Source organism: Variovorax sp. J2P1-31 (assembly GCF_030317215.1).
In the GTDB taxonomy this organism is placed as follows: Bacteria; Pseudomonadota; Gammaproteobacteria; order Burkholderiales; family Burkholderiaceae_C; genus Variovorax.
The window spans coordinates 1206482-1229082 of the sequence record NZ_JASZYA010000001.1 but is presented as its reverse complement, the minus strand read 5'-3'; the positions used below and the strand labels follow the sequence as shown (position 1 = coordinate 1229082).

General features: G+C 69.8%; 17 protein-coding genes. 9 read left to right on the top strand and 8 right to left on the bottom strand.

Features of this window, described 5'->3' with window-relative positions; genetic code table 11:
* Positions 1-40 precede the first annotated feature (40 nt).
* Complete coding sequence (gene aceE / locus QTI20_RS05640; RefSeq protein WP_286549458.1) at positions 41-2770, bottom strand: pyruvate dehydrogenase (acetyl-transferring), homodimeric type; 2730 nt, start codon at positions 2768-2770, stop codon at positions 41-43.
* A 211-nt stretch (positions 2771-2981) separates the two neighbouring features.
* Here aceE and QTI20_RS05635 point away from each other — a divergent pair, with 211 nt between their 5' ends.
* From QTI20_RS05635 to QTI20_RS05615, 5 genes are all read left to right on the top strand, one after another.
* Positions 2982-5522 carry a PAS domain S-box protein gene (locus QTI20_RS05635; protein WP_286549460.1) on the top strand — a complete coding sequence of 847 codons (2541 nt, stop codon included), beginning with the start codon at positions 2982-2984 and terminating at the stop codon, positions 5520-5522.
* Positions 5519-6154: a response regulator transcription factor gene (locus QTI20_RS05630; protein ID WP_183027591.1), complete on the top strand. Its 636-nt coding sequence runs from the start codon at positions 5519-5521 to the stop codon at positions 6152-6154. The genes QTI20_RS05635 and QTI20_RS05630 overlap by 4 nt, the downstream gene beginning before the upstream one ends.
* A gap of 77 nt (positions 6155-6231) precedes the next feature.
* Positions 6232-7074 carry a bifunctional methylenetetrahydrofolate dehydrogenase/methenyltetrahydrofolate cyclohydrolase FolD gene (gene folD, locus QTI20_RS05625; RefSeq protein ID WP_286549461.1) on the top strand — a complete coding sequence of 281 codons (843 nt, stop codon included), beginning with the start codon at positions 6232-6234 and terminating at the stop codon, positions 7072-7074.
* Between the two features lie 148 nt (positions 7075-7222).
* Complete coding sequence (locus QTI20_RS05620; protein ID WP_503011361.1) at positions 7223-9277, top strand: M3 family metallopeptidase; 2055 nt, start codon at positions 7223-7225, stop codon at positions 9275-9277.
* A 71-nt stretch (positions 9278-9348) separates the two neighbouring features.
* Positions 9349-9978, top strand: coding sequence for a glutaredoxin family protein (locus tag QTI20_RS05615; protein ID WP_286549467.1), 630 nt, complete (start codon positions 9349-9351; stop codon positions 9976-9978).
* On the opposite strand, the gene rpiA is transcribed toward QTI20_RS05615, so the two are convergent.
* On the bottom strand, positions 9975-10664 hold the full coding sequence (gene rpiA, locus QTI20_RS05610; protein WP_286549468.1) for a ribose-5-phosphate isomerase RpiA: 690 nt from the start codon (positions 10662-10664) through the stop codon (positions 9975-9977). The genes QTI20_RS05615 and rpiA overlap by 4 nt on opposite strands.
* 40 nt (positions 10665-10704) lie before the next feature.
* Here rpiA and QTI20_RS05605 point away from each other — a divergent pair, with 40 nt between their 5' ends.
* Positions 10705-11775 carry a quinone-dependent dihydroorotate dehydrogenase gene (locus tag QTI20_RS05605; protein WP_286549469.1) on the top strand — a complete coding sequence of 357 codons (1071 nt, stop codon included), beginning with the start codon at positions 10705-10707 and terminating at the stop codon, positions 11773-11775.
* Here the strand turns inward: QTI20_RS05605 and QTI20_RS05600 are convergent, their stop codons facing one another.
* The 6 genes from QTI20_RS05600 to QTI20_RS05575 form a co-directional block, all read right to left on the bottom strand.
* The gene (locus QTI20_RS05600; RefSeq protein ID WP_286549470.1) at positions 11776-12486 is read right to left on the bottom strand and encodes a phage holin family protein; all 711 of its coding nucleotides are present in this window, start codon (positions 12484-12486) and stop codon (positions 11776-11778) included.
* A 57-nt stretch (positions 12487-12543) separates the two neighbouring features.
* Positions 12544-12852, bottom strand: coding sequence for a glycine zipper domain-containing protein (locus QTI20_RS05595; RefSeq protein WP_183027598.1), 309 nt, complete (start codon positions 12850-12852; stop codon positions 12544-12546).
* Positions 12853-12943: 91 nt separating this feature from the next.
* Positions 12944-14044: an NAD(P)/FAD-dependent oxidoreductase gene (locus QTI20_RS05590; RefSeq protein ID WP_286549472.1), complete on the bottom strand. Its 1101-nt coding sequence runs from the start codon at positions 14042-14044 to the stop codon at positions 12944-12946.
* Between the two features lie 40 nt (positions 14045-14084).
* Complete coding sequence (locus QTI20_RS05585; RefSeq protein ID WP_286549473.1) at positions 14085-14291, bottom strand: hypothetical protein; 207 nt, start codon at positions 14289-14291, stop codon at positions 14085-14087.
* A gap of 116 nt (positions 14292-14407) precedes the next feature.
* The gene (locus QTI20_RS05580) at positions 14408-15796 is read right to left on the bottom strand and encodes a sensor histidine kinase (RefSeq protein ID WP_286549474.1); all 1389 of its coding nucleotides are present in this window, start codon (positions 15794-15796) and stop codon (positions 14408-14410) included.
* Positions 15793-16491 carry a response regulator transcription factor gene (locus QTI20_RS05575; protein ID WP_286549475.1) on the bottom strand — a complete coding sequence of 233 codons (699 nt, stop codon included), beginning with the start codon at positions 16489-16491 and terminating at the stop codon, positions 15793-15795. Before QTI20_RS05575 ends, QTI20_RS05580 begins: the two co-directional genes overlap by 4 nt.
* Positions 16492-16671: 180 nt before the next feature.
* Between QTI20_RS05575 and QTI20_RS05570 the strand changes: the two genes are divergently transcribed.
* The 3 genes from QTI20_RS05570 to QTI20_RS05560 are packed head-to-tail and all read left to right on the top strand — an operon-like array spanning position 16672 to position 22561.
* Positions 16672-17850, top strand: coding sequence for an efflux RND transporter periplasmic adaptor subunit (locus QTI20_RS05570; protein ID WP_286549477.1), 1179 nt, complete (start codon positions 16672-16674; stop codon positions 17848-17850).
* Positions 17847-20993 carry an efflux RND transporter permease subunit gene (locus QTI20_RS05565; protein ID WP_286549479.1) on the top strand — a complete coding sequence of 1049 codons (3147 nt, stop codon included), beginning with the start codon at positions 17847-17849 and terminating at the stop codon, positions 20991-20993. The genes QTI20_RS05570 and QTI20_RS05565 overlap by 4 nt, the downstream gene beginning before the upstream one ends.
* Positions 20990-22561, top strand: coding sequence for an efflux transporter outer membrane subunit (locus QTI20_RS05560; protein WP_286549480.1), 1572 nt, complete (start codon positions 20990-20992; stop codon positions 22559-22561). Before QTI20_RS05565 ends, QTI20_RS05560 begins: the two co-directional genes overlap by 4 nt.
* Positions 22562-22601 lie beyond the last annotated feature (40 nt).

The window sequence follows — 22601 nt, the reverse complement described above, 5'->3', positions numbered from 1 at the left end:
TGTCTCCCGCCCGTCGGGCGCGTCGGTTGTTCGGGTTGGTTTACGCGTAGAGCGGGTTGGCCTTGTCGGCATCGATGCCGTACTTCTTGATCGCCTCGGCGACCTTGGTCGCGGGCAGCACGCCATCCTCGGCCAGGGCCTTGAGCGCGGCCACCACGATGAAGTGGCGGTTGATCTCGAAGTGCTCGCGCAGCTTGCTGCGGAAGTCGCTGCGGCCGAAGCCATCGGTGCCCAGCACCTTGTAGGTCCGGCCCTTCGGGATGAAGGGACGGATCTGCTCGGCATAGGCCTTCATGTAGTCGGTCGATGCCACCACCGGGCCGGTGCTCGCGGCCAGCTGCTGGCCCACGAAGGACACGCGCTGTTCCTCGGTCGGGTGCAGCAGGTTCCAGCGCTCGGCGTCCTGGCCGTCGCGCGTGAGTTCGTTGAAGCTCGGGCAGCTCCAGACGCCCGCGCTCACGCCCCAGTCCTTCTCCAGCAACTCTTGAGCGGCGAAGCTCTCGCGCAGGATGGTGCCGCTGCCCAGCAGCTGCACGCTCGGCGCTTCCTTGCTGCCCTTGGCAGGTTTCACCACCGGCGCCTGCTTGCTCAGGTACATGCCCTTGAGGATCTGCTCTTCGGTGCCGGGCTGCAGGCCGGGCATCGCGTAGTTCTCGTTGAGCAGCGTCAGGTAGTAGTAGACGTTGTCCTGCTTCTCGACCATGCGCTTCAGGCCGTGGTGCAGGATCACGCCGACTTCGTGCGCGAAGGTCGGGTCGTAGCTCACGCAGTTCGGAATCGTGTTGGCCAGGATGTGGCTGTGGCCGTCTTCGTGCTGCAGGCCTTCGCCGTTGAGCGTGGTGCGCCCCGAGGTGCCGCCCAGCAGGAAGCCGCGGGCCTGCATGTCGCCGGCCGCCCAGGCCAGGTCGCCGATGCGCTGGAAGCCGAACATCGAGTAGTAGACGTAGAACGGCACCATGATGCGGTTATTCGTCGAGTACGAGGTGGCGGCCGCGATCCAGCTCGACATGCCGCCGGCTTCGTTGATGCCTTCCTGCAGGATCTGGCCGGCCTTGTCTTCCTTGTAGTACATGACCTGGTCCTTGTCGACCGGGGTGTACTGCTGACCGTGCGGGTTGTAGATGCCGATCTGGCGGAACAGCCCTTCCATGCCGAAGGTCCGGGCCTCGTCGACCAGGATCGGCACCACGCGCGGGCCCAGCGCCTGGTCGCGCAGCAGCTGCGTGAGGAAGCGCACGTAGGCTTGCGTGGTCGAGATCTCGCGGCCTTCGGCCGTGGGCTCGAGCACGGCCTTGAAGGTCTCGAGCGCCGGCACGGTGAAGCTCTCGTCGGCCTTCACGCGGCGGTGCGGCAGGTAGCCACCCAGCGCCTTGCGGCGCTCGTGCAGGTACTGCATTTCCGGCGTGTCGTCGGCCGGCTTGTAGAAGGGGATCTCGGCCAGCTGGCTGTCCGGGATCGGGATGTTGAAGCGGTCGCGGAAGAGCTTGATGTCCTCGTCGGCCAGTTTCTTGGTCTGGTGGACGTTGTTCTTGCCTTCGCCGATCTTGCCCATGCCGAAGCCCTTGACGGTCTTCACCAGCAGCACCGTGGGCTGGCCCTTGTGCTTGACGGCCGAGTCGAAGGCCGCGAAGACCTTCTGCGCATCGTGGCCGCCGCGGCGCAGCTGCCAGATGTCGTCGTCGCTCATCTTGCTGACCATCTCGAGCGTGCGCGGGTCACGGCCGAAGAAGTTCTTGCGCACGTAGGCGCCGTCGTTGGCCTTGAACGACTGGTAATCGCCGTCGTTCGTCTCCATCATCAGCTTGCGCAGCGCGCCGTCCTTGTCGCGCGCCAGCAGCGGGTCCCAGTTGGAGCCCCAGATCAGCTTGAGCACGTTCCAGCCGGCACCGCGGAATTCGCTTTCCAGTTCCTGGATGATCTTGCCGTTGCCGCGCACCGGGCCGTCGAGGCGCTGCAGGTTGCAGTTGATCACGAAGATCAGGTTGTCGAGGTTCTCGCGCGCGGCCAGGCCGATGGCGCCCAGCGACTCGACCTCGTCCATCTCGCCGTCGCCGCAGAACACCCAGACCTTGCGGTTCTCGGTGTTGGCGATGCCGCGGGCATGCAGGTACTTGAGGAAGCGCGCCTGGTAGATCGCCATCAGCGGGCCCAGGCCCATCGACACGGTCGGGAACTGCCAGAACTCGGGCATCAGCTTCGGGTGCGGATAGCTCGACAGGCCCTTGCCGTCGACTTCCTGGCGGAAGTTCAGCAGCTGCTCTTCGCTCAGCCGGCCTTCGAGGAAGGCGCGCGCGTAGATGCCGGGCGACACGTGGCCCTGGATGTAGAGGCAGTCACCGCCGTGGCCTTCGCTCTCGGCGCGCCAGAAGTGGTTGAAGCCGGCGCCGAACATGGTCGCGAGCGAGGCGAAGGAGCCGATGTGGCCGCCCAGGTCGCCGCCGTCGGCCGGGTGCAGGCGGTTGGCCTTGACCACCATCGCCATCGCGTTCCAGCGCATGTAGGAGCGCAGGCGCTCCTCGATCTCGGCATTGCCCGGCGAACGCTCTTCCTGGTCGGTCTCGAGCGTGTTGACATAGGCGGTGTTGGCCGAGAAGGGCTTGTCGATGCTGTTCTGCCGCGCATGTTCGAGCAGCTGTTCGAGCAGGAAATGCGCCCGTTCGGGGCCTTCGCTCTGGATGACGGCGGACAGCGCGTCCATCCATTCACGGGTTTCCTGCGCATCCGCGTCGTTCGCGGCCGAGCCGAATGCTCTCTCGGGGGTTGCCGACATGCTTGTCTCCTTGTGGGCGTGGCTGTGGATCTGAAACTGGGCGGAAATGTCGCACAGAACAGGTCAAATTTCAAATGGTGTTTTGTCTTTTCTTAATGTGAAATAACTTGTGTTCACGGCGATCGCGCCGGGCGGCACGCCGCTGCCAGTCTGAACGCTTTTCATGAACCCACCGCATCGCTGTCACTAGGGGTTCCCCTACACTCGAGAGATGCCTTTCTTCAGCCCGCTCGCCGCCGCTCGCAGCGCCGTCAAATCGTCGCCCCTTTCCTGGTGGCGGCGTTGGTGGAAGCGCCAGACGCCGGTGCTGCAGGACACCGTGGCGATGCTCGCGCCCCTGGCGGCCGTGATGCTGTTCCTCGCGGCCATCGTCTGCGCCTTCTGGTACCTGCGCGCCGAGGAGATCGAACGCGAGCAGGAGTCGGTCAAGCGCGACGTCGAGTACGCGCAGCAGCGCCTGCGGCTGCGCCTGCTCGAGCGCCAGGAGCAGCTGATGCGCATCGCCCGCGATGCCTCGAACCGCGAGATCGACGCGGCCGAATTCACCAGCCGCGCCGAGTCCCTGATCAGCCAGTATCCCGAGTTGCAGGCCATCAGCTGGATCGATGACCGTCGGCGCTTCAAGGCCAATTACGCGGCCCCCGGCGTGCCGCCGGCGCAGCAGCATGCGCTGGAAGAAGTGCTGCGGCCCGGCGACATCGAGAGCAACTACGCGCTGGCCCGCGAACTGCGCCAGCCGGTGTTCTCGCAACCCGTGGCCGGTGGCGAGCCGCCCGGCATGCTGCAGCTGCATATCCCCCTGTTCGACCAGGGCTTGTTCGCCGGCATGGTGCTGGGCGAGTTCTCGGTCGACAGCCTGCTGCGCTACGGCGTGCCGCCCGAGGTCAGCGCGCGCTACGCAGTGGCGCTGCTCGACGCCAAGGGCGGGCTGCTGGCCGGCAACACGGTCAACCCGCGCGAGGCCGGCACCCGGCTGCTGCCCTGGATCGAGCACACCAACGACTACGAGGTGCCGGTCTCGCCCATCGGCAACGCCATGATGCTGCGCGCCCAGGCTTACCGGACCTCGCCGGGCCTGGTGGGCAACGGCCTGTTCTGGCTGGTCGGCGCGCTCAGCGTGCTCACGGCCTGGATGCTGATCGGCACCTGGCGCCACACGCGCAAGCGGCTGCAGGCGCAGCAGGCGCTGGTCGCCGAAACCAACTTCCGGCGCGCGATGGAGAACTCCATGCTGACCGGCATGCGCGTGCTCGACCTCGAAGGCCGCATCACCTACGTCAACGCCGCCTTCTGCGCCATGACCGGCTGGAGCGAAGCCGAACTGGTCGGCCAGACGCCGCCCTTCCCCTACTGGCTGGAGTCCGACCGCGAAGTGATGAACGAGCGGCTCGAGGAAGAGCTGCACGGCCGCGCCCTGCCCGGCGGCTTCCAGGTGCGGGTCAAGCGCAAGAACAGCAGCATCTTCAACGCCCGGCTCTACGTCTCGCCGCTGATCGACGCCCGCGGCCACCAGACCGGCTGGATGACCTCGATGACCGACATCACCGAGCCCACGCGCATCCGCGAGCAGCTGTCGGCCTCGTACGAGCGCTTCACCACGGTGCTCGAGGCGCTGGATGCGGCCGTGTCGGTGGCGCCGATCGGCAGCGAGGAGCTGCTGTTCGCCAACAAGCTCTACCGGCTCTGGTTCGGCTCCGACACCGTGGGCCACCTGGGCATGGTGGCGCAGGCCGGCGTGCCGGCCTCGGCCGCGCACGACGAGGAACTGGACGACGTCGACCCCTTTGCCGGCCTGCCCATCGACACCCTCACCACGGCCCAGCCCGCCAACAACGAGATCTTCGTGCCCGAGCTGGGCAAGTGGCTCGAGGTGCGCTCGCGCTACCTGACCTGGGTCGACGGCCGCCTCGCGCAGTTGGTGATCGCCACCGACATCACGCCGCGGCGCGACGCCGAGGAGCAGGCGGCGGCGCAGGCCGACCGCGCCCATGCGTCGAGCCGGCTGATCACCATGGGCGAGATGGCCTCGAGCGTGGCGCACGAACTCAACCAGCCGCTGACCGCGATCACCAACTACTGCAACGGCATGATGTCGCGCATCAAGGGGCAGTCGATCGACAACGACGCGCTGCTGGCGGCGCTCGAGAAGACCGCCAAGCAGGCCCAGCGCGCGGGCCAGATCATCCAGCGCATCCGCTCCTTCGTGAAGCGCAGCGAGCCCAACCGCACGCCGGCCGAGGTCGCCACCATGGTGAGCGAAGCGGTCGAGCTCGCGGGCATCGAGCTGCGCCGGCGCAACGTGCGGCTCAACCACTACGTGGCGGCGCGGCTGCCGATCGTGCGGGTCGACCCGATCCTGATCGAGCAGGTGATGGTCAACCTGCTGAAGAACGCGGCCGAATCGATCGACCTGGCCCAGCGTCCGCTGGCGCGCCGCAGCGTCGAATTGCGGGTGCTGCCCAAGGTCATCGACGGCCAGAACACCATCGAATTTTCCGTGCAGGACACCGGCATGGGCCTGGCGCCCGAGGTCATGGACCGCCTCTACGAAGCCTTCTTCTCGACCAAGCCCGAGGGCATGGGCATCGGCCTGAACCTGTGCCGCACCATCGTCGAGTCGCATCGCGGCCGGATGCAGGCGGAGAACATCTACAATGGTCCGGACGTGGTCGGATGCCGTTTTTCCTTCTGGATTCCGGTGATGGACGCTAGCAGTTCCGTAGCAAACGACGAGGCAAAGGTACCCGCATGAGTTTGATTCCGAAGAAGGGCACGGTCTATGTCGTCGATGACGACGAAGCCGTGCGTGACTCGCTGCAATGGTTGCTCGAAGGCAAGGACTACCGCGTCCGCTGCTTCGACTCCGCAGAGTCATTCCTGTCCCGCTACGACCCGCGCGAGGTGGCCTGCCTGATCGTGGACATCCGCATGGGCGGAATGTCGGGCATCGAGCTGCAGGACCGCCTGATCGAACGGCGCTCGCCGCTGCCGATCATGGTCATCACCGGCCACGGCGACGTGCCGATGGCGGTCGACTCGATGAAGAAGGGCGCGATGGACTTCATCCAGAAGCCCTTCAACGAGGACGAACTGGTCTCGCTGGTCGAGCGCATGCTCGAACATGCGCGCGGCGCCTTCGCCCAGCACCAGCAGTCGGCCAGCCGCGACGCGCTGCTGTCCAAGCTCACCGGCCGCGAGGCCCAGGTGCTCGAGCGCATCGTCGCCGGCCGCCTGAACAAGCAGATCGCCGACGACCTCGGCATCAGCATCAAGACGGTCGAGGCGCACCGCGCCAACATCATGGAAAAACTCAACGCCAACACCGTGGCCGACCTGCTGAAGATCGCGCTCGGCCAGGCCCAGCCCACCGCCAAGGCTTCCTGATCGCTATCGGCGAGATAGCCACAAAGTCCCCCGACGCCTGCGCAAGCGGGCGTTTCTACTTGGAAAATCAAATCACGATGACTGCCCAACTGATCGACGGCAACGCCCTCTCCCGCACCCTGCGCACCGAGGTCGCCGCGCGCGCCGCGGCCCTCAAGGCCCGTGGCGTGACGCCCGGCCTGGCCGTGGTCCTGGTCGGCGAGAACCCGGCCAGCCAGGTCTATGTGCGCAACAAGATCAAGGCCTGCGAAGACAACGGCCTGCATTCGGTGCTCGAGAAGTACCCGGCCGAACTGAGCGAGGCCGAGCTGCTCGCGCGCATCGACGCGCTCAACGACGACCCGGCCATCCACGGCATCCTGGTGCAGCTGCCGCTGCCCAAGCACATCGACGCCCAGAAGGTCATCGAGGCCATCTCGCCCGAGAAGGACGTCGACGGCTTCCACGTCGCCAGCGCCGGCGCGCTCATGACCGGCGCCCCGGGCTTCTGGCCCTGCACGCCCTACGGCTGCATGAAGATGCTCGAATCCATCGGCTACGACCTGCGCGGCAAGCACGCGGTGGTCATCGGCCGCAGCAACATCGTCGGCAAGCCGATGGCGCTGATGCTGCTCGCCAAGAACGCGACCGTGACCATCTGCCACAGCGCCACGCCCGACCTCGGCGCCATGACCCGCCAGGCCGACGTGATCGTCGCGGCCGTGGGCAAGCGCAACGTGCTGACCGCCGACATGGTCAAGCCCGGCGCGGTGGTGATCGACGTGGGCATGAACCGCAACGACGAAGGCAAGCTCTGCGGCGACGTCGATTTCGTCGGCGTCAAGGAAGTGGCAAGCTGGATCACCCCGGTGCCCGGCGGCGTCGGCCCCATGACCATCACCATGCTGCTCGTCAACACCCTCGAAGCCGCGGAGCAATGACTCACCCCCGAAGCGCCTCCGGCGCTTCCCCCTCAAGGGGGCGATACCAGCGGCCTGGCAAAGCCAGTTCCGCGGTATCCCTGGCATTCGGCACGGCACGCAACAGCGCGCCGGGAATTAACCTTGAACTTGCGGCGCCCGGCGCCAGATGCTCTCCATGACCAATCCGCTCCTCGACTTCACCGATCTCCCGTTGTTCGACCAGATCCGGCCGGCCCATGTCGCGCCCGCGGTCGACGCCCTGCTGGCCGACGCCGAGACCGCGCTGCAGACCGTCACCGCCGCCGGCTTCCCGGCCGACTGGCTGGCGATCTCGAAGGTGCTCGACGTGTCGTCGGAGCGCTTCAGCCGGGCCTGGGGCGCGATCGGCCATCTGAACGCGGTGGCCGACACGCCCGAGCTGCGCGCCGCCTACAACGAGGCCATGCCGCGCGTCACGGCCTTCTGGACCCGGCTGGGTTCCGATGAGCGCCTCTACGCCAAGTACAAGGCCATCGACACCGCCACGCTCAACGCCGAGCAGAAGCAGGCCCATCGCAACGCGGTGCGCAACTTCGTGCTGGGCGGTGCCGAGCTGCAGGGCGCGGCCAAGGAGCGTTTCGCCGCGATCCAGGAACGCCAGGCCGAGCTGAGCCAGAAGTTCAGCGAAAACGCGCTCGACGCGACCGACGCCTTCGCCTACTACGCCGAAGCCAGCGAGCTCGAGGGCCTGCCCGAGGACGTGATCGCGGCCGCCCGCGCGGGCGCCGAAGCCGACAGCAAGCCCGGCTACAAGCTCACGCTCAAGATGCCCTGCTACCTGCCGGTCATGCAGTTCGCGAAAAGCAGCGCGCTGCGCGAGACGCTCTACCGCGCCTACGTGACCCGCGCCAGCGAGCTCGGCGACCCGGCCTTCGACAACACCGCGCTGATCACCGAGATCCTGGCGCTGCGCGAGGAAGAGGCCAAGCTGCTGGGCTACCGCAACTACGGCGAGCTGTCGGTGGTGCCCAAGATGGCCGACACGCCCGAGCAGGTGGTGAAGTTCCTGCGCGACCTGGGCGCGCGCGCCAAGCCCTTCGGCGAACGCGACCTGGCCGACCTGCGGGTGTTCGCCGCCACCCTGGGCCTGGCCGACCCGCAGCCCTGGGACTGGACCTTCGTCGGCGAGAAGCTCAAGGAAGCGCGCTACGCCTTCAGCGAACTGGAGGTCAAGCAGTACTTCCCGGCGCCCAAGGTGATGGCCGGCCTGTTCAAGATCGTCGAGACGCTGTTCGAGGTCTCGATCCGCCGCGACTTCGCGCCGGTCTGGCACCCGACCGTCGAGTTCTACCGCATCGAGCGCGACGGCCAGCGCGTCGGCCAGTTCTATCTCGACCCCTCGGCGCGCGCCGGCAAGCGCGGCGGCGCCTGGATGGACGACGTGCGCGCCCGCTGGCTACGCCCCGACACCGGCGCGCTGCAGACGCCGGTGGCGCAGCTGGTGTGCAACTTCGCCGAGGGCGTCGACGGCAAGCCGCCGCTGCTCACGCACGACGACGTGACCACGCTGTTCCACGAATTCGGCCACGGGCTGCACCACATGCTCACGCAGGTCAACGAGCGCGACGTGTCGGGCATCAGCGGCGTCGAATGGGACGCGGTCGAGCTGCCGAGCCAGTTCATGGAGAACTTCTGCTGGGAGTGGGACGTGCTCGAGCACATGACGGCCCATGTCGACACCGGCGAGCCGCTGCCGCGCGCGCTGTTCGACAAGATGACCGCCGCCAAGAACTTCCAGAGCGGCATGCAGACGCTGCGCCAGATCGAGTTCTCGCTGTTCGACATGCTGCTGCACACCGAGTACCAGGCCGCCACCGCCCCGCCGGGCGAGGTGATGGCGCTGCTGGGCAAGGTGCGCGCCGAGGTGGCGGTGATGCCCTCGCCGCCCTTCAGCCGCACGCCCAACACCTTCAGCCACATCTTCTCGGGCGGCTACGCGGCCGGCTACTACAGCTACAAGTGGGCCGAGGTGCTGAGCGCCGACGCCTACGCGGCCTTCGAGGAGACTGCGGGCGCCAGCGGCGAGCCCAACATCGAGACCGGCCGCCGCTACCGCCAGGCCATCCTCGAGGCCGGCGGCAGCCGCAGCGCGATGGAGTCCTTCAAGGCCTTCCGCGGCCGCGAACCGCAGCTCGACGCGTTGCTGCGCCACCAGGGCATGGCGGAGCCCCAGCCGGCCTGAAGCAGGGGATGGCGCGGGGCACGCGGCCTGAGATACTCCGGCTTTCGATCCCCGAGCCCGGAGCCTTTTCCATGCACCGCAACGCGCCCCTCCTCCTTCTGCTGCTGGCCGTCGCCGCCACCGCGGCATCGGCCCAGCAGGTCTACCGCCAGGTGGACAAGAACGGCAAGGTCGTCTTCTCCGACCAGCCGCCGGCGGCCGATGCGCGCCCCGCTGCACCGCGCGCCGGTGCGGCGTCCAACGAGAGCGGCTCGGCTGCCCTGCCCTACGAATTGCAGCAGGTGGTGCAGCGCTATCCGGTCACGCTCTATACGGGCGACAACTGCGCGCCCTGCGACACCGGCCGCTCGCTGCTCACCACACGCGGCGTGCCCTTCGCCGAACGGCAGGTCAAGACCAACGAGGATGGCGATGCGCTGCAGCGCCTGAGCGGGCAGAACTCGCTGCCGCTGCTGACCATCGGTTCGCAGCAGCTGCGGGGCTTCTCGGACGGCGAGTGGTCGCAGTACCTGGACGCGGCCGGCTACCCGAAGAGCATCCGCCTGCCCGCCGGCTACCGCAATGCACCGCCCCAGCCCATGGTGGCGCTGCGGCCGGCAACGGTGAGCGCGCCGCCCGCAACGCAGGCGGCCCCGCCGGCAGCGCCGGTCGCGCCCGCGGCGGGCCCGACGCCGTCGAACCCGGCCGGCATCCGTTTCTAGTCGTAGCGCAGGGTTTCCACGCCCGCGGGCGTGCCCAGCAGGCACACGTTGGCGCGCTGGTGCGCGAACACGCCCACCGTCACCACGCCGGGCCACTGGCTCACTTCGGTCTCGAAGCCCAGCGGATCGGTGATCTTCAGGCCGCTCACGTCGACGATGTGCTGGCCGTTGTCGGTCACGAGTGCCACGCCGTCCTTCTCGCGCACCTGCGCCACGCCGCCCAGCCGCTCGAACTGCCGCATGATCCGGCGCGCCGCCATCGGCACCACCTCGACCGGCAGCGGGAAGGCGCCCAGCACGTGCACGCGCTTGGAGGCGTCGGCGATGCAGACGAAGGAGCGCGACTGGGCTGCGATGATCTTCTCGCGCGTGAGCGCCGCGCCGCCGCCCTTGATCATGAAGCCGCGGCCGTCGATCTCGTCGGCGCCGTCGATGTAGACCGACAGTTCTTCCACCGCATTGCTGTCGAACACCTCGATGCCCAGCGCGCGCAGGCGTTCGGTCGAGGCGACCGAGCTCGACACCGCGCCACGGATGCGGTCCTTGACCGTGGCCAGCGCCTCGATGAACTTGTTGACCGTGGAGCCGGTGCCGACCCCGACGATCTCGCCCTCCACCACATACGCGAGCGCGGCGCGGGCCACCTGGGCCTTGAGTTCATCCTGGGTCAAAGAGGGTGCGGTCATCGGGGACAATCCTGGAGCTAACGAAGCCGAGAATTATCCAATGCCCCTGCCGCTGCTTTCGTCCCTTTACGGACTCGCCCGCCCCGTCCTCTTCGGCCTCGACCCGGAACACGCCCACGAACTCACGCTCGACAGCCTCGCGCGGACCCAGAACACCCCGCTGGCCTGCGCCTACGCGTCGCGGCGGGTCGAGGACCCGGTCACGCTGGCCGGGCTGCATTTCCCCAACCGCGTCGGGCTGGCCGCGGGCCTGGACAAGAACGCCCGCTGCATCGACGCCTTCTCGGCCATGGGCTTCGGCTTCGTCGAGGTCGGCACCGTCACGCCCAAGGCCCAGCCGGGCAACCCCAAGCCGCGCATGTTCCGCCTGCCCCAGCGCGACGCGCTGATCAACCGGCTGGGCTTCAACAACGAGGGGCTGGACGTGTTCCTGGCCAACGTGCAGCGCGCGCGCTTCCGAAAGGGAGATGCCAAGGCGGCACCGATGCTGCTGGGCCTCAACATCGGCAAGAACGCGGCCACGCCGATCGAGCGGGCCACCGACGACTACCTGATCGGCCTGGCGGGCGTCTACCCGCATGCCGACTACGTGACGATCAACATCTCGAGCCCCAACACCGCCAACCTGCGTTCGCTGCAGAGCGACGAGGCGCTCGATGCGCTGCTGGGTGCGCTGGTGGCGCGCCGCGCTGAACTGGCGCAGCAGCATGGCCGCAGGGTGCCGATGTTCCTCAAGATCGCGCCCGATCTCGACGATGCGCAGGTCACGGTGATCGCCGCCACGCTGAAGCGCCACGGCGTGGACGGCGTGATCGCCAGCAACACCACGCTGTCGCGCGCGGCGGTCGCGGGCCTGCCGCACGCCGAGGAAGCCGGTGGCCTGTCGGGCGCGCCGGTGCGCGAGGCCAGCAACCGCGTGATCGCGCAGCTGCGCGCCGCGCTGGGCACGGGCTATCCGATCGTCGGGGTGGGCGGCATCCTCACCGGTGCCGATGCCCAGGCCAAGCTGGCGGCCGGGGCCGATGTGGTGCAGGTGTACACCGGCCTGATCTACCGCGGACCGGCGCTGGTCCGCGAGGTGGCGCAGGCCTTGAAGGCCCGCGCCGCCTGATCAGCGCATCCGCCAGAGCACCGGGGCCACGAAGGCGGCCCAGCGCAGCAGCCGGCGCGGCTTGACGACCGCCACCACGGCGGCGGCGGCCACGCCCGCGGCCACGGGATGGGCCCGCAGCAGGCGCATCGCGGTCTCGCTGGGCGTTTCGTCGGGCGGCGGCGCCGCGGCGGGCGCCGAGGCCGCATCCTCGCTCGCGGCCTGCAACACCGCGATGCGCTGGCGCTGGCGGGCGATGCGCGCGAGCAGTTCCTCGCGGGTTGCCGGGCGCGTCGGCCGCGGCGTGCCTTCGGGCTGGCCCTGGTTGCCGATGCCCAGGCGGTCCTGCACCCAGGCCCAGTCGCGTTCGAATTCCTGCCGGCTCGGTGCGAAGGCGCCGCTGGCGCCGCGCAGCGTCGACAGCAGGCCGATCAGCGATACGGCCCACAGGGCGATCCACACGCCCGCCACCGACCAGGCGGCGGTGGCGCGGTGCGGCGTGTCCCAGAAGTGCACCACCACGGCCACCGACAGCAGCGCCACGGCGACCGTGGTCAGGCCCAGCACCGCAATGACCAGCAGCAGCATGCGCTGCAGCCGATCCTTCTCGTCGTCCCACGCCATGCGCAGGAGCTGGGTGCGGTCCTCGATCGCCATCGCGCTTTCGCCCGCGGCGATCTTGAGGCGGCGGATGCGCGCATCCAGTCCCAGCAGGGACAGCAACTTGTTCATTCGATCCTCCCGGTCACGCGCGCGGCGGCGCGGCACTCCTCAGACGCGCGGGTGCGCTCAGCGACGGCCCAGCAGCAGGCCCACCAGAACGCCCACGGCCAGGGCGCCGGCGGCGATCTGCCAGGGTTCGTCGTGGGCGTAGGCGTTGGCGGTGCTCGCGGCGTCCTTGGCCTTCTTGGCGGCGATCTTGCTCTTCTCGGCCGCAAGCTCGCGCGCGATCGCCAGCTTGGCTTCCACGCGTTGGCGCAGCGCCTTGATCTGCGGATTCGACTCGAGGTCCTTGCCACCCAGCACGCCCTTGACGTCGTTGGCGATGTCTTCGACGACGGCGTTGGCTGCGGCTTCGAGGTTGTTGGATGCACTCATTGAAATCTTCCTCCGTGGGTGGACTGCCGGCAAAGGCGCCGGCGACTGGACGCCGGCAAACGGCGCGGCATTCCATGGTACAGGTTGACGATCATTGCGCCAGCAGTTCAACCACATGTCGTCCGATGGCTAAGCTGCTCGTCAGCCCTGGCGACTCGATGCCGAACAGGTTGACCAGGCCGGGCACGCCGTGGCGCGCCGGCCCGTCGATCACGAAGTCGCGCGCGGCCTCCCCGGGGCCCGAGATCTTGGGCCGGATGCCTGCATAACCGGGGATCAGCGCACCGTCGGGCAGGGCCGGCCAATAGCGCCGCACCTCGGCATAGAAGGCATCGCCGCGCCGCGCGTCGACCACCAGGTCCTCGGCCGACGCCACCCATTGCACGTCGGGCCCGAACTTGGCCTGGCCGCCCAGGTCGAGTGTCAGGTGCACGCCCAGGCCCGCGGCCTCGGGCACGGGGTAGATGAGGCGGCTGAAAGGCGCGCGGCCGGCCAGCGTGAAGTAGTTGCCCTTGGCGAACCAGGCGCCCGGCACGGTCTCGGGCGGCAGGCCGGCGAAGCCGCGTGCCAGGCCGGGCGCGGACAGGCCCGCGGCGTTGACCACGCTGGCGCAGCGCAGCACGGTGCCGTCCTCGGTGTGCAGCACGATGCCCTGCGGCGTGCACTCGGCATGGCGCACGGCCGACTTGAGCGCCACCACGCCGCCGGCGTTCTCCAGGTCGCCCTGCAGGCTCAGCATCAGCGCGTGGCTGTCGACGATGCCGGTGCTGGGCGAATGCACCGCCGCCAGGCATTCGAGCGCCGGTTCGAGCGTGCGGGCTTCGTCGCGTGTGCGCATGACCAGGTCGTCGACGCCGTTGGCGCGGCCCTTGGCGACGATGGCCTCGAGCGCCCCGACCTGGGCCTCGGACGTCGCCACGATCAGCTTGCCGCAGCGCCGGTGCGGCACGCCGCGTTCGGCCGCATAGGCATAGAGCGCCTCTTTGCCCTCGACGCAGAGCCGGGCCTTCAACGAGCCTTGGGGATAGTAGATGCCGGCGTGGATCACTTCGCTGTTGCGCGAACTGGTGCCGGTGCCGATGGCCCCCTCGGCCTCCAGCACGATGACCTCGCGGCCCGCCAACGCCAGGGCCCGCGCGACGGCCAGCCCCACCACACCCGCGCCGATCACGGCGCAATCGAATTCGTCCATGCCGCGAGCTTAGCGCGGCGCAGGGCGCCTGGATGCGTGTTCAGAGGATCCAGGCGCGCGTGCGGCCCAGCGTCCAGCGGAAGCAGGCCGCGCTCATGAACTGGCGGTGCGCCTGCAGGTGCAGCGAGAGGCGGACCGGAAAGCGTGTCACGCTGCCCTGGTCGGGTTCGACCGGCAGGTCCGCGGGTTCGGGCGTGTCGGGCAGATCGGGCGTGATGGGCGGCGGAAGGTCGGGACTGGTGGCCATGATGGATTCCTTGGTTCAGGCCTTCCTTCTACGAGCCTGCCCCTGGCCGCGCGCCAGCCCAGGCCCGCACTCGCCGTCGGTGCGGACCGACAGGGCCCGACGCGACGGGCAAGGCCTCAGCCGGCCGCGGCGTCGGCCGCCGGGAAGCGGATCGTCACGCTGGCCCCGCCCGTCTCGCTGTCGCACAGCTGCACCTCCGCCCCGTGCAGCACGGCGATCTCGCGCACGATGGCCAGCCCCAGGCCGGTGCCCTCCCCGCTCGGCTCCGGGCCGCGCACGAAGCGCTCGAACATCGCCGCGCGCTGTTCCGCCGGCACGCCCGGCCCCGAGTCGGCCACGCCGAGCGAGGGCGGCGAGCGGCCGATCGAGATCAGCACGCTGCCCCCGGCCGGCGTGCAGCGGATGGCGTTGTCGATCAGGTTGCCCAGCGCCTCGCCCAGCAGGTCGGGCTCGCCGCGCACGCGCACGGGCGCATCGCCCGACACCAGTTCGAGTTCGATCTGTTTTTCCAGCGCCGCATCGAGGTAGGTCTCGCCGACCTCGCGCGCCAGCGCGCCCAGGTCGACCGGCACCAGCGCCAGGTCGCTGCGGCCCTCGAGGTCCAGCCGCCCCATCGAGAGCAGTTGCTGCACCAGCCGCGCGGTGCGCTGCGTGGTGGCGCCCAGTTCGTTCACCACCGCGCGCATCGAGGCCGTGTCCGGCGCCTCGGCCGCCCGCGCGAGCCCGAGGCGCAGGCCGGTGAGCGGCGTGCGCAGCTGGTGCGCGACCGTGCTGGCGAACTGGCGCTCGCGCGCCAGCATGGTCCGGATGCGCAGCAGCAGGTCGTTGAGCGCCGAGGCGAAGGGCATCAGCTCGCGCGGCACGTCGTCGACCGGGATCGGGTCGAGCGAGGCATGCGAGCGCTCGTTCCAGCGCGCCGCGATGCGTTCGAGCGGCCCGATGGTGCGGCGCACCGTGAGGCCGATGACCAGCACGGCGACCAGGAAGAGCCCACCGATCGGCGCCATGGTCCAGAACAGGTCGCCCTGCGCGCGGTGCCGCTTGACCAGCGTCTCGGCGCTCAGCACCACCAGGCCCGCGGCGCCAGGCCGCTGCACCGGCACCCAGGCCACGCGCACGTCGGTGCCGTGGAAGCGCGCATCGTAGGCCCGCGCGCCCATGCTGTAGGTCGATTCGCGGTCGCCGTGCAGCGGCAGGCCGACCTGGCCCAGCAGGTGGCGATCGTCCTGCCGCACCTCGAAATAGCTGCGGTCCACCATGTCGTAGGTGAGCAGCGCCTCGGCTTGGCGCGAGAGCTCGATCACCGGCTTGCCGTCGACCACCCGCACCTGGTCGGCCAGCGCGCGCGCGGTGTCGAGCAGCCAGCGGTCGAACACGCGGTCGACCAGCTTCTGCGCCGCGAAGGCGCCCAGCAGCCCGGTCAGCGCCACGATCGCGAGCACCGGCAGCATGAGCCGGAAGTTGAGCTCGTTCTGCAGGCGGCGCACGCGCGAGGGCTTGCTCATGGCGACGGGTCCTCGGGCGGCTCGCCTGCATCGGCCATGGCCAGCCGGTAGCCGAAGCCGCGCGCCGTGAGGATGCCCACGCCCGATCCCTGCAGCTTGCGCCGCAGCCGCGAGACATAGACCTCGACCGCGCTGTCGCCGACCTCGAGGTTGCGTTCGGTCAGCGCCTCGATCAGCACCCGCTTGGACACCAGCCGCGGCGAACGCCGCATCAGCAGGCCCAGCACCTCGAACTCGCGCGGCAGCAGGTCGAGCGGCCGGCCGTCGAGGAAGGCGCGGCCCTCTTCCGGCAGCGCCACCAGCGGCCCGAACTGCGCGCCCGCATGGCGCGCGACCCGCGTGCGACGCTGCAGCGCCTCCATGCGCGCATCGAGTTCCTCGGGCGCGAAGGGCTTGACCAGGTAGTCGTCGGCGCCGCGCTTGAGGCCGTCGACGCGATGGGCCACCTGGTCGCGCGCGGTCAGCACCAGCACCGGCGTCTGTGCGTCGCGGCGGCGGAAGCGCTGCAGCCAGTCGAGTCCGTCGCCATCGGGCAGCTGCAGGTCGAGCACCACCAGGTCGGGGCCGGTCTCGCCCACGGCCTGGTCGGCCTGCGCGAGCGTGCCGCAGGCGCGCACCACCCAGCCGCGCGCGCGCCAGCGCAGCTGCAGCTCGCGCGCGATGGTGGTGTCGTCCTCGATCAGCAGCAGCTGCATGACGGCGCCGTGAAGCGGCGGCCGCCGCGCGGGGCCGACGGCCCCCTCGAAAAGACCGGCCGCGTGATAGGTATTTGCAAGCTTGCCTCTTTAGCCTCGTCCGCCAGGCCGCCGCACCGTCCCGGTGAGGCGGCGCGCCCCTCTGCGCGGGCACTCGACATTTCTGAAAGAACAGCGAACATGAAACGGAAGCAGGCTATCTGGGGGACCGTGGCGGTGGCCGCGGCGGTGTTGGCGGGGACATGGCTGCTCGCCGATCACCGCGCCACGCCGGCCGTGGCCGGCAGCACCGAGAGCACGCCGGAGCCCTCGGTCGGCGAAGGCCGCAACAGCCTGCGCTACCCCGCCGGCGCCGCGCAACTGACGATGATCGAATCGCGCACGATCCCGGCCACGCCGGTGCCGCTGGCCGACGCGCTCAGTGCGCGCGTAGTGTATGACGAGGACGCGACCGCGCGCCTCGGCGTCGCGATCTCGGGCCGCATCCTCACGCTCAAGGCCGCGCCCGGCGACGTGGTCAAGGCCGGCCAGGTGCTGGCCGTGATCGACTCGCCCGACGTCGGCACCGCCTACGCCGACCTCGACAAGGCGCATGCCGACGAAGCGCGCAAGCGGCTGGTGCTGGCCCGCGCCAAGGACCTGGCGACCGACGAGGCCATCGCGGCCAAGGACCTCGAGGCGGCCCAGGCCGACGCGGCCCAGGCGCATGCCGAGACCGCGCGCGCGATGCTGCGGCTGAAGAACCTCAACCCGCACGGCCTGCCCATGCAGGGCCAGCGCATCAGCCTGACCAGCCCGCTCGACGGCGTGGTGTCGGAACGCACCGCGAGCCCCGCGCTCGAGGTCAGCCCCTCGACCGCCTCGCCGCTGTTCGTGGTCACCGACCCGCGCCGGCTCTGGCTGATGATCGACCTGCCCGAGAAGCTGCTCGGCCGCATCAAGGTCGGCAGCGCGGTGACGGTGGAGAGCGACGCCTATCCGGGCGAGTCCTTCAAGGCCAGGGTGGTGCAGCTCGGCCAGACGGTCGACACCAACACCCGCCGCGTGACCGTGCGGGCCAAGCTCGACAACGCCGGCGGCCGGCTGCTGCCCGAGATGTTCGTGCGCGCCTCGGTGCTGGCCGACAGCGGCAGCGGCGTGCAGGTGCCCAACGGCGCGCTGGTGAACCGCGGCGTCTACACCTTCGTCTTCGTGCAATCCGCGCCCGGTGAATTCCAGCGCCGCCAGGTCCGGCTGCTGACCAAGGGCAGCGATGCCAGCTACGTCGGCGAAGGCCTCGCGGGCGGCGAAAGCATCGTGGTGGGCGGCGCACTGCTGCTCGACGCCGAACTGAGCGCGCGAGCGGGCGACAAGCCATGATCGACCGGCTCATCGTCTTCGCGCTGACGCAGCGCGTGTTCGTGCTCGTGCTGGTGGCCGCGCTGATCGGCTTCGGCGGCTATGCGCTGTCGAACCTGCCGATCGAGGCCTTCCCCGATGTGCAGGACGTGCAGGTGCGGGTCATCTCGCAGCTGCCGGGCCAGGCGCCCGAGGACATGGAGCGCGCGGTCACGCTGCCGATCGAGCGCGAGCTCTCGGGCACGCCGCAGCTGCTCAACGTGCGCTCGGTCACCATGACCGGCCTGTCGATCCTCACGCTGACCTTCGCCGACGGCACCGACAACTACTTCGCGCGCCAGCAGGTGACCGAGAAGCTCTCGACCGTCACGCTGCCCGCGGGCGTGCAGCCGCAGCTGGCGCCGCTGTCGACCGCGGTGGGCGAGATCTACCGCTACACGGTCGAGGCACCCGGCCTGTCCGACACCGAGGTGCGCACGCTGCAGGACTGGACCATCCGCCCGGTGCTGCGCATGACGCCCGGCGTGGCCGACGTGGTGAGCTTCGGCGGCGCGATCAAGGAGTACCGCATCGAGGCCGACCCGCTGGCGCTGCGCAAGTACCAGGTCACGCTCGACCAGCTGAGCCAGGCCGCGTCCAACGGCAACGGCAGCGCGGGCGGCGGCCTGCTGCGCCAGGGCGACGCCTCGCTGGTGGTGCGCTCGGCCGGCCTCTATGCGAGCCTGGACGACATCCGCAAGGTCGTGATCGCGGCTCGCCAGGGGCGCGCCGTGACCATCGGCGACGTGGCCGAGGTGCGCGAGGGCGAGCGCCCGCGCTTCGGCATCGTGGCGGCCGACCAGCGCGACAGCATCGTCGAGGGCATCGTCTCGATGACCAAGGGCGGCAACCCGGCCAAGATCAATGCCGAGCTCAAGGCGCGCATCGCGCAGCTGCAGACCCGGCTGCCGGCCGGCGTGAAGATCGTGCCGATCTACGACCGCACCGAGCTCGTGCGCCACACCGTGACGACCGTGGCCGAGAACCTGGTGATCGGCGCGCTGCTGGTGATCGCGGTGCTGGTGGTGTTCCTGTCGAGCTGGCGCGCGGCGCTGGTGGTGGCCACGGTCATCCCGCTGGCCCTGCTGTTCGCCTTCATCCTGATGAACGCGCGCGGCGTCTCGGCCAACCTGATCTCGCTGGGCGCGGTGGACTTCGGCATCATCATCGACAGCGCGGTGGTCATCGTCGAGGCGCTGATGGTGCGGCTGGCGGTGCGCTCCACGCATGACGCCCACCCGCTGGCCGCGCGCAAGCACCGGCTGCACGTGCTGCACCGGACCATGTCGGACCTGTCGCACCCGGTGCTGTTCTCCAAGGCCATCATCATCCTGGCCTTCGTGCCGATCTTCACCTTCCAGCGGGTCGAGGGAAAGATCTTCACGCCGGTGGCGCTGACGCTGAGCTTCGCGCTGCTGGGCGCGGTGCTGCTGACCTTCACCTTGCTGCCCACGCTGCTGTCGTACGTGCTGCAGAAGAACACCCTGGCCGAGCGGCACAAGCCCTGGCTCGACAGGCTGCAGCAGCGCTACCAGTGGCTGGTCGGCCAGACGATGCGCCGCGGCCGCACGGTGCTGTGCGTGTCGGCGGTGCCGGTGGTGCTGGCGCTGTTGCTCGCGCCCCGGCTGGGCAGCGAGTTCCTGCCCAAGCTCGACGAAGGCAACATCTGGCTCACGGTCACGCTGCCCACCTCGGCCTCGCTGGACACCACCAAGCAGGTCGAGCGGCTGGTGCGCGCCAAGCTGTTCGACTACACCGAGGTGGCCCACGTGATCGCGCAGGCCGGCCGACCCGACGACGGCTCGGACCCCAAGGGACCGAACAACCTCGAGATCCTGGTCGACCTCAAGCCGCGCGGCGAATGGAAGTTCGCCAACAAGGAGGCGCTGGTCGCCGACATGTCGAACCGGCTGAACGCGATTCCGGGCATCAGCACCAACTTCTCGCAGGTGATCCAGGACAACGTCGAGGAATCGCTCTCGGGCTTTCGCGGCGAGATCGTGGCAAAGATCAGCGGCGACAACCTCGACATCCTCGAGGACAAGGGCGCGCAGGTGGCCAGCGTGATCCAGGGCATCCGCGGCGCCACCGACGTCGAGGCCACGCGCATCGGCGGCCAGACCGAGGTGGTGATCACGCCCGACCGCTCGCGGCTCGCGCGCTACGGCCTGAGCATCAACGACGTCGACACGCTGGTGAACCAGGCCATGTCGGGCGTGGCCGTGACCAGCTTCTTCCAGCAGGACAAGCGCTTCGACGTGGTGGTGCGCGTGGACGAGAAGAACCGCAACAGCGTCGACGCGCTGGGCAACCTGCAGCTCGCGCTGCCCGGCACGCAGGTCGGCAACGGCCCCGGCACCATTGCGCTGAGCGAGGTCGCCACGGTCGAGGTGCGCCAGGGCGCATCGCGCATCCTGCGCGAGGCCGGTTCGCGCAGCGTGATCGTCAAGGTCAACCTGCTGGGCCGCGACCAGGGCAGCTTCGTCGAGGAAGCGCAGCGCGTGGTGGCCCGGGAGGTCAAGCTGCCGCCAGGCTACGACCTGACATGGGGCGGCCAGTTCGAGAACTCGCAGCGCGCCACCAAGCGGCTGATGGTGATCATCCCGCTGACGGTGCTGCTGATCTTCTCGCTGCTGTTCTGGGCCTTCCGCTCGGTGCGGCTGGCCAGCCTGGTGCTGGGCATGGTGCCCTTCACGCTGATCGGCGGCCTGGCCGCGCTGGGCATCGCCGGGCTGCACCTGTCGGTCTCGGCCGCAGTGGGCTTCATCGCGGTGGCCGGCATCTCGGTGCAGAACGGCGTGATCATGGTGGAGGAAGTCATGCAGCGGGTGCGCGAAGGCGCCGAGGTGACGCAGGCCATCGTCCAGGGCGCGGCGATGCGGCTGCGCCCCATCCTGATGACCGCGCTGATGGCCGGCCTGGGCCTGCTGCCCGCGGCGCTGTCGCGCGGCATCGGCAGCGAGACGCAGCGGCCCTTCGCTTGCGTGATCGTGGGCGGCATCGTGACCGGCACGGTCTTCACCCTGCTGGCGCTGCCAGTCGCGATGCGGCTGTTCGGCAACTTCTCCGAGCCGGGCGACGACACGGCATCCCTCACAGACCCGGCCCTGGAAGGCGCGCAATGACATCCTCTCTTCTTCAGGCGCGCCGCGTTGGCCGGACCGCACTGGCCCTGAGCGCCATCGCCCTGGCCGCCGGCTGCGCCGTGGGCCCGGACTATGTGCGCCCCGCGCTGCCGGCGTCCGCGAGCTACGCGCCGGCATCATCGACCTCGCCGGCCGCCGACCCGCAGGCCCAGCGCTTCTCGCTGGGGCGCGACATCCAGGCCGACTGGTGGAAGGTGTTCGGGTCGCCGGCGCTCGATGCGCTGATCGAACGGGCCTTCGCGGCCAACCCGAACCTCGAGGCCGCGCAGGCGGCCTTGCGCGAGGCGCAGGAGAACGTGGCGGCGCAGCGCGGCTTCTTCTTCCCCACGGTGCAGGCCGGCTACACGCCCACCCGCACCAAGATCGCCGGCAACCTGGGCGGCAACTCGCCGGGCCTGCAGGGCAACGGCCGGGACATCAGCACCGGCCAGGGCACGCCCGCCAGCGAAGGCGGCAGCGCGCCCTTCACCACGCCGGTGATCTACAACTTCCACACGGCGCAGCTCACGGTCGGCTATGTGCCCGACGTCTTCGGCGGCAACCGGCGCCAGATGGAGTCGATGGCATCGCAGGCCCAGGTGCAGCTGCACCAGCTGCAGGCGACCTACATCACACTGGCCTCGAACATCGTCGCGGCCGCGATCCAGGATGCGCTGCTGCGCGAGCAGATCGCGCTGACCGAGCAGATCGTCGAGGCGAACACGGCCTCGCTGGCGCTGGTGCAGCGGCAGCTCAAGGCCGGCCAGGTCTCGCGGCTCGAGCTCGCGCTGCAGGACAACGCGCTGGCCCAGTCGAAGCAGGCCCTGCCGCCGCTGCGCAAGCAGTTCGAGCAGAACCGCGACCTGCTGCGCGCGCTCGCGGGCCAGGCCCAGGACGACGAGGCGCCGATCTTCAAGCTCGATGCGCTGCGGCTGCCCGGCGAACTGCCGCTGACCCTGCCCTCGCGCCTGGTCGAGCAGCGGCCCGACGTACGCGCGGCCGAGGAGCAGCTGCGCGCGGCCAATGCGGAGATCGGCGTGGCGCGGGCCGCGCGGCTGCCGCAGTTCTCGATCAACGCCACGGTCGGCGGTGCCGCCAGCCGCTTCAACCAGATGTTCTGGAACAGCGGCCGCTTCTTCGACCTGGCGCTGGGCATCACCCAGCCGCTGTTCGACGGCGGCACGCTGCGGCACAAGGAGCGCGCGGCCATCGAGCAGCAGCGCCAGGCCGCGGCCCAGTACCGCGCGACGGTCATCGTGGCCTTCCAGAACGTGGCCGACACGCTGCACGCAATCGAGGCCGATGCCGCGGCACTCAGCGCCGCCGCCGCGGTCAGCGACACCGCGAAGACCGCGCTCGACCTGACGCGGCGCCAGCACGGCCTCGGCTACCTCGACCGGCTCGCGCTGATCGCGGCCGAGCAGAACCACCGGCAGGGCCAGCTGGGCCTGCTGCAGGCGCGGGCCGCGCGGCTGGCCGACAGCGCCTTGCTGTTCCAGGCGCTGGGCGGCGGCTGGTGGCATCGCGACGCGGCGGCGCTGGCCGCGAACGCGGCGGACGCGAACTGAACCAGGCGCCGGCCCGCGCGGCCGGCGCTAGCAGGTCCGT

Bases quoted from the DNA above. Each gene is read 5' to 3' on its own strand.
- folD (WP_286549461.1), top strand. From the start codon at position 6,232: ATGACTGCCCAACTGATCGACGGCAACGCCCTCTCCCGCACCCTGCGC.
- QTI20_RS05605 (WP_286549469.1), top strand. From the start codon at position 10,705: ATGCCCCTGCCGCTGCTTTCGTCCCTTTACGGACTCGCCCGCCCCGTC.
- QTI20_RS05565 (WP_286549479.1), top strand. From the start codon at position 17,847: ATGATCGACCGGCTCATCGTCTTCGCGCTGACGCAGCGCGTGTTCGTG.
- QTI20_RS05615 (WP_286549467.1), top strand. From the start codon at position 9,349: ATGCACCGCAACGCGCCCCTCCTCCTTCTGCTGCTGGCCGTCGCCGCC.
- QTI20_RS05590 (WP_286549472.1), bottom strand. From the start codon at position 14,044: ATGGACGAATTCGATTGCGCCGTGATCGGCGCGGGTGTGGTGGGGCTG.
- rpiA (WP_286549468.1), bottom strand. From the start codon at position 10,664: ATGACCGCACCCTCTTTGACCCAGGATGAACTCAAGGCCCAGGTGGCC.
- QTI20_RS05585 (WP_286549473.1), bottom strand. From the start codon at position 14,291: ATGGCCACCAGTCCCGACCTTCCGCCGCCCATCACGCCCGATCTGCCC.
- QTI20_RS05630 (WP_183027591.1), top strand. From the start codon at position 5,519: ATGAGTTTGATTCCGAAGAAGGGCACGGTCTATGTCGTCGATGACGAC.
- QTI20_RS05580 (WP_286549474.1), bottom strand. From the start codon at position 15,796: ATGAGCAAGCCCTCGCGCGTGCGCCGCCTGCAGAACGAGCTCAACTTC.
- QTI20_RS05570 (WP_286549477.1), top strand. From the start codon at position 16,672: ATGAAACGGAAGCAGGCTATCTGGGGGACCGTGGCGGTGGCCGCGGCG.
- QTI20_RS05620 (WP_503011361.1), top strand. From the start codon at position 7,223: ATGCTCTCCATGACCAATCCGCTCCTCGACTTCACCGATCTCCCGTTG.
- QTI20_RS05600 (WP_286549470.1), bottom strand. From the start codon at position 12,486: ATGAACAAGTTGCTGTCCCTGCTGGGACTGGATGCGCGCATCCGCCGC.
- QTI20_RS05575 (WP_286549475.1), bottom strand. From the start codon at position 16,491: ATGCAGCTGCTGCTGATCGAGGACGACACCACCATCGCGCGCGAGCTG.
- aceE (WP_286549458.1), bottom strand. From the start codon at position 2,770: ATGTCGGCAACCCCCGAGAGAGCATTCGGCTCGGCCGCGAACGACGCG.
- QTI20_RS05635 (WP_286549460.1), top strand. From the start codon at position 2,982: ATGCCTTTCTTCAGCCCGCTCGCCGCCGCTCGCAGCGCCGTCAAATCG.
- QTI20_RS05560 (WP_286549480.1), top strand. From the start codon at position 20,990: ATGACATCCTCTCTTCTTCAGGCGCGCCGCGTTGGCCGGACCGCACTG.
- QTI20_RS05595 (WP_183027598.1), bottom strand. From the start codon at position 12,852: ATGAGTGCATCCAACAACCTCGAAGCCGCAGCCAACGCCGTCGTCGAA.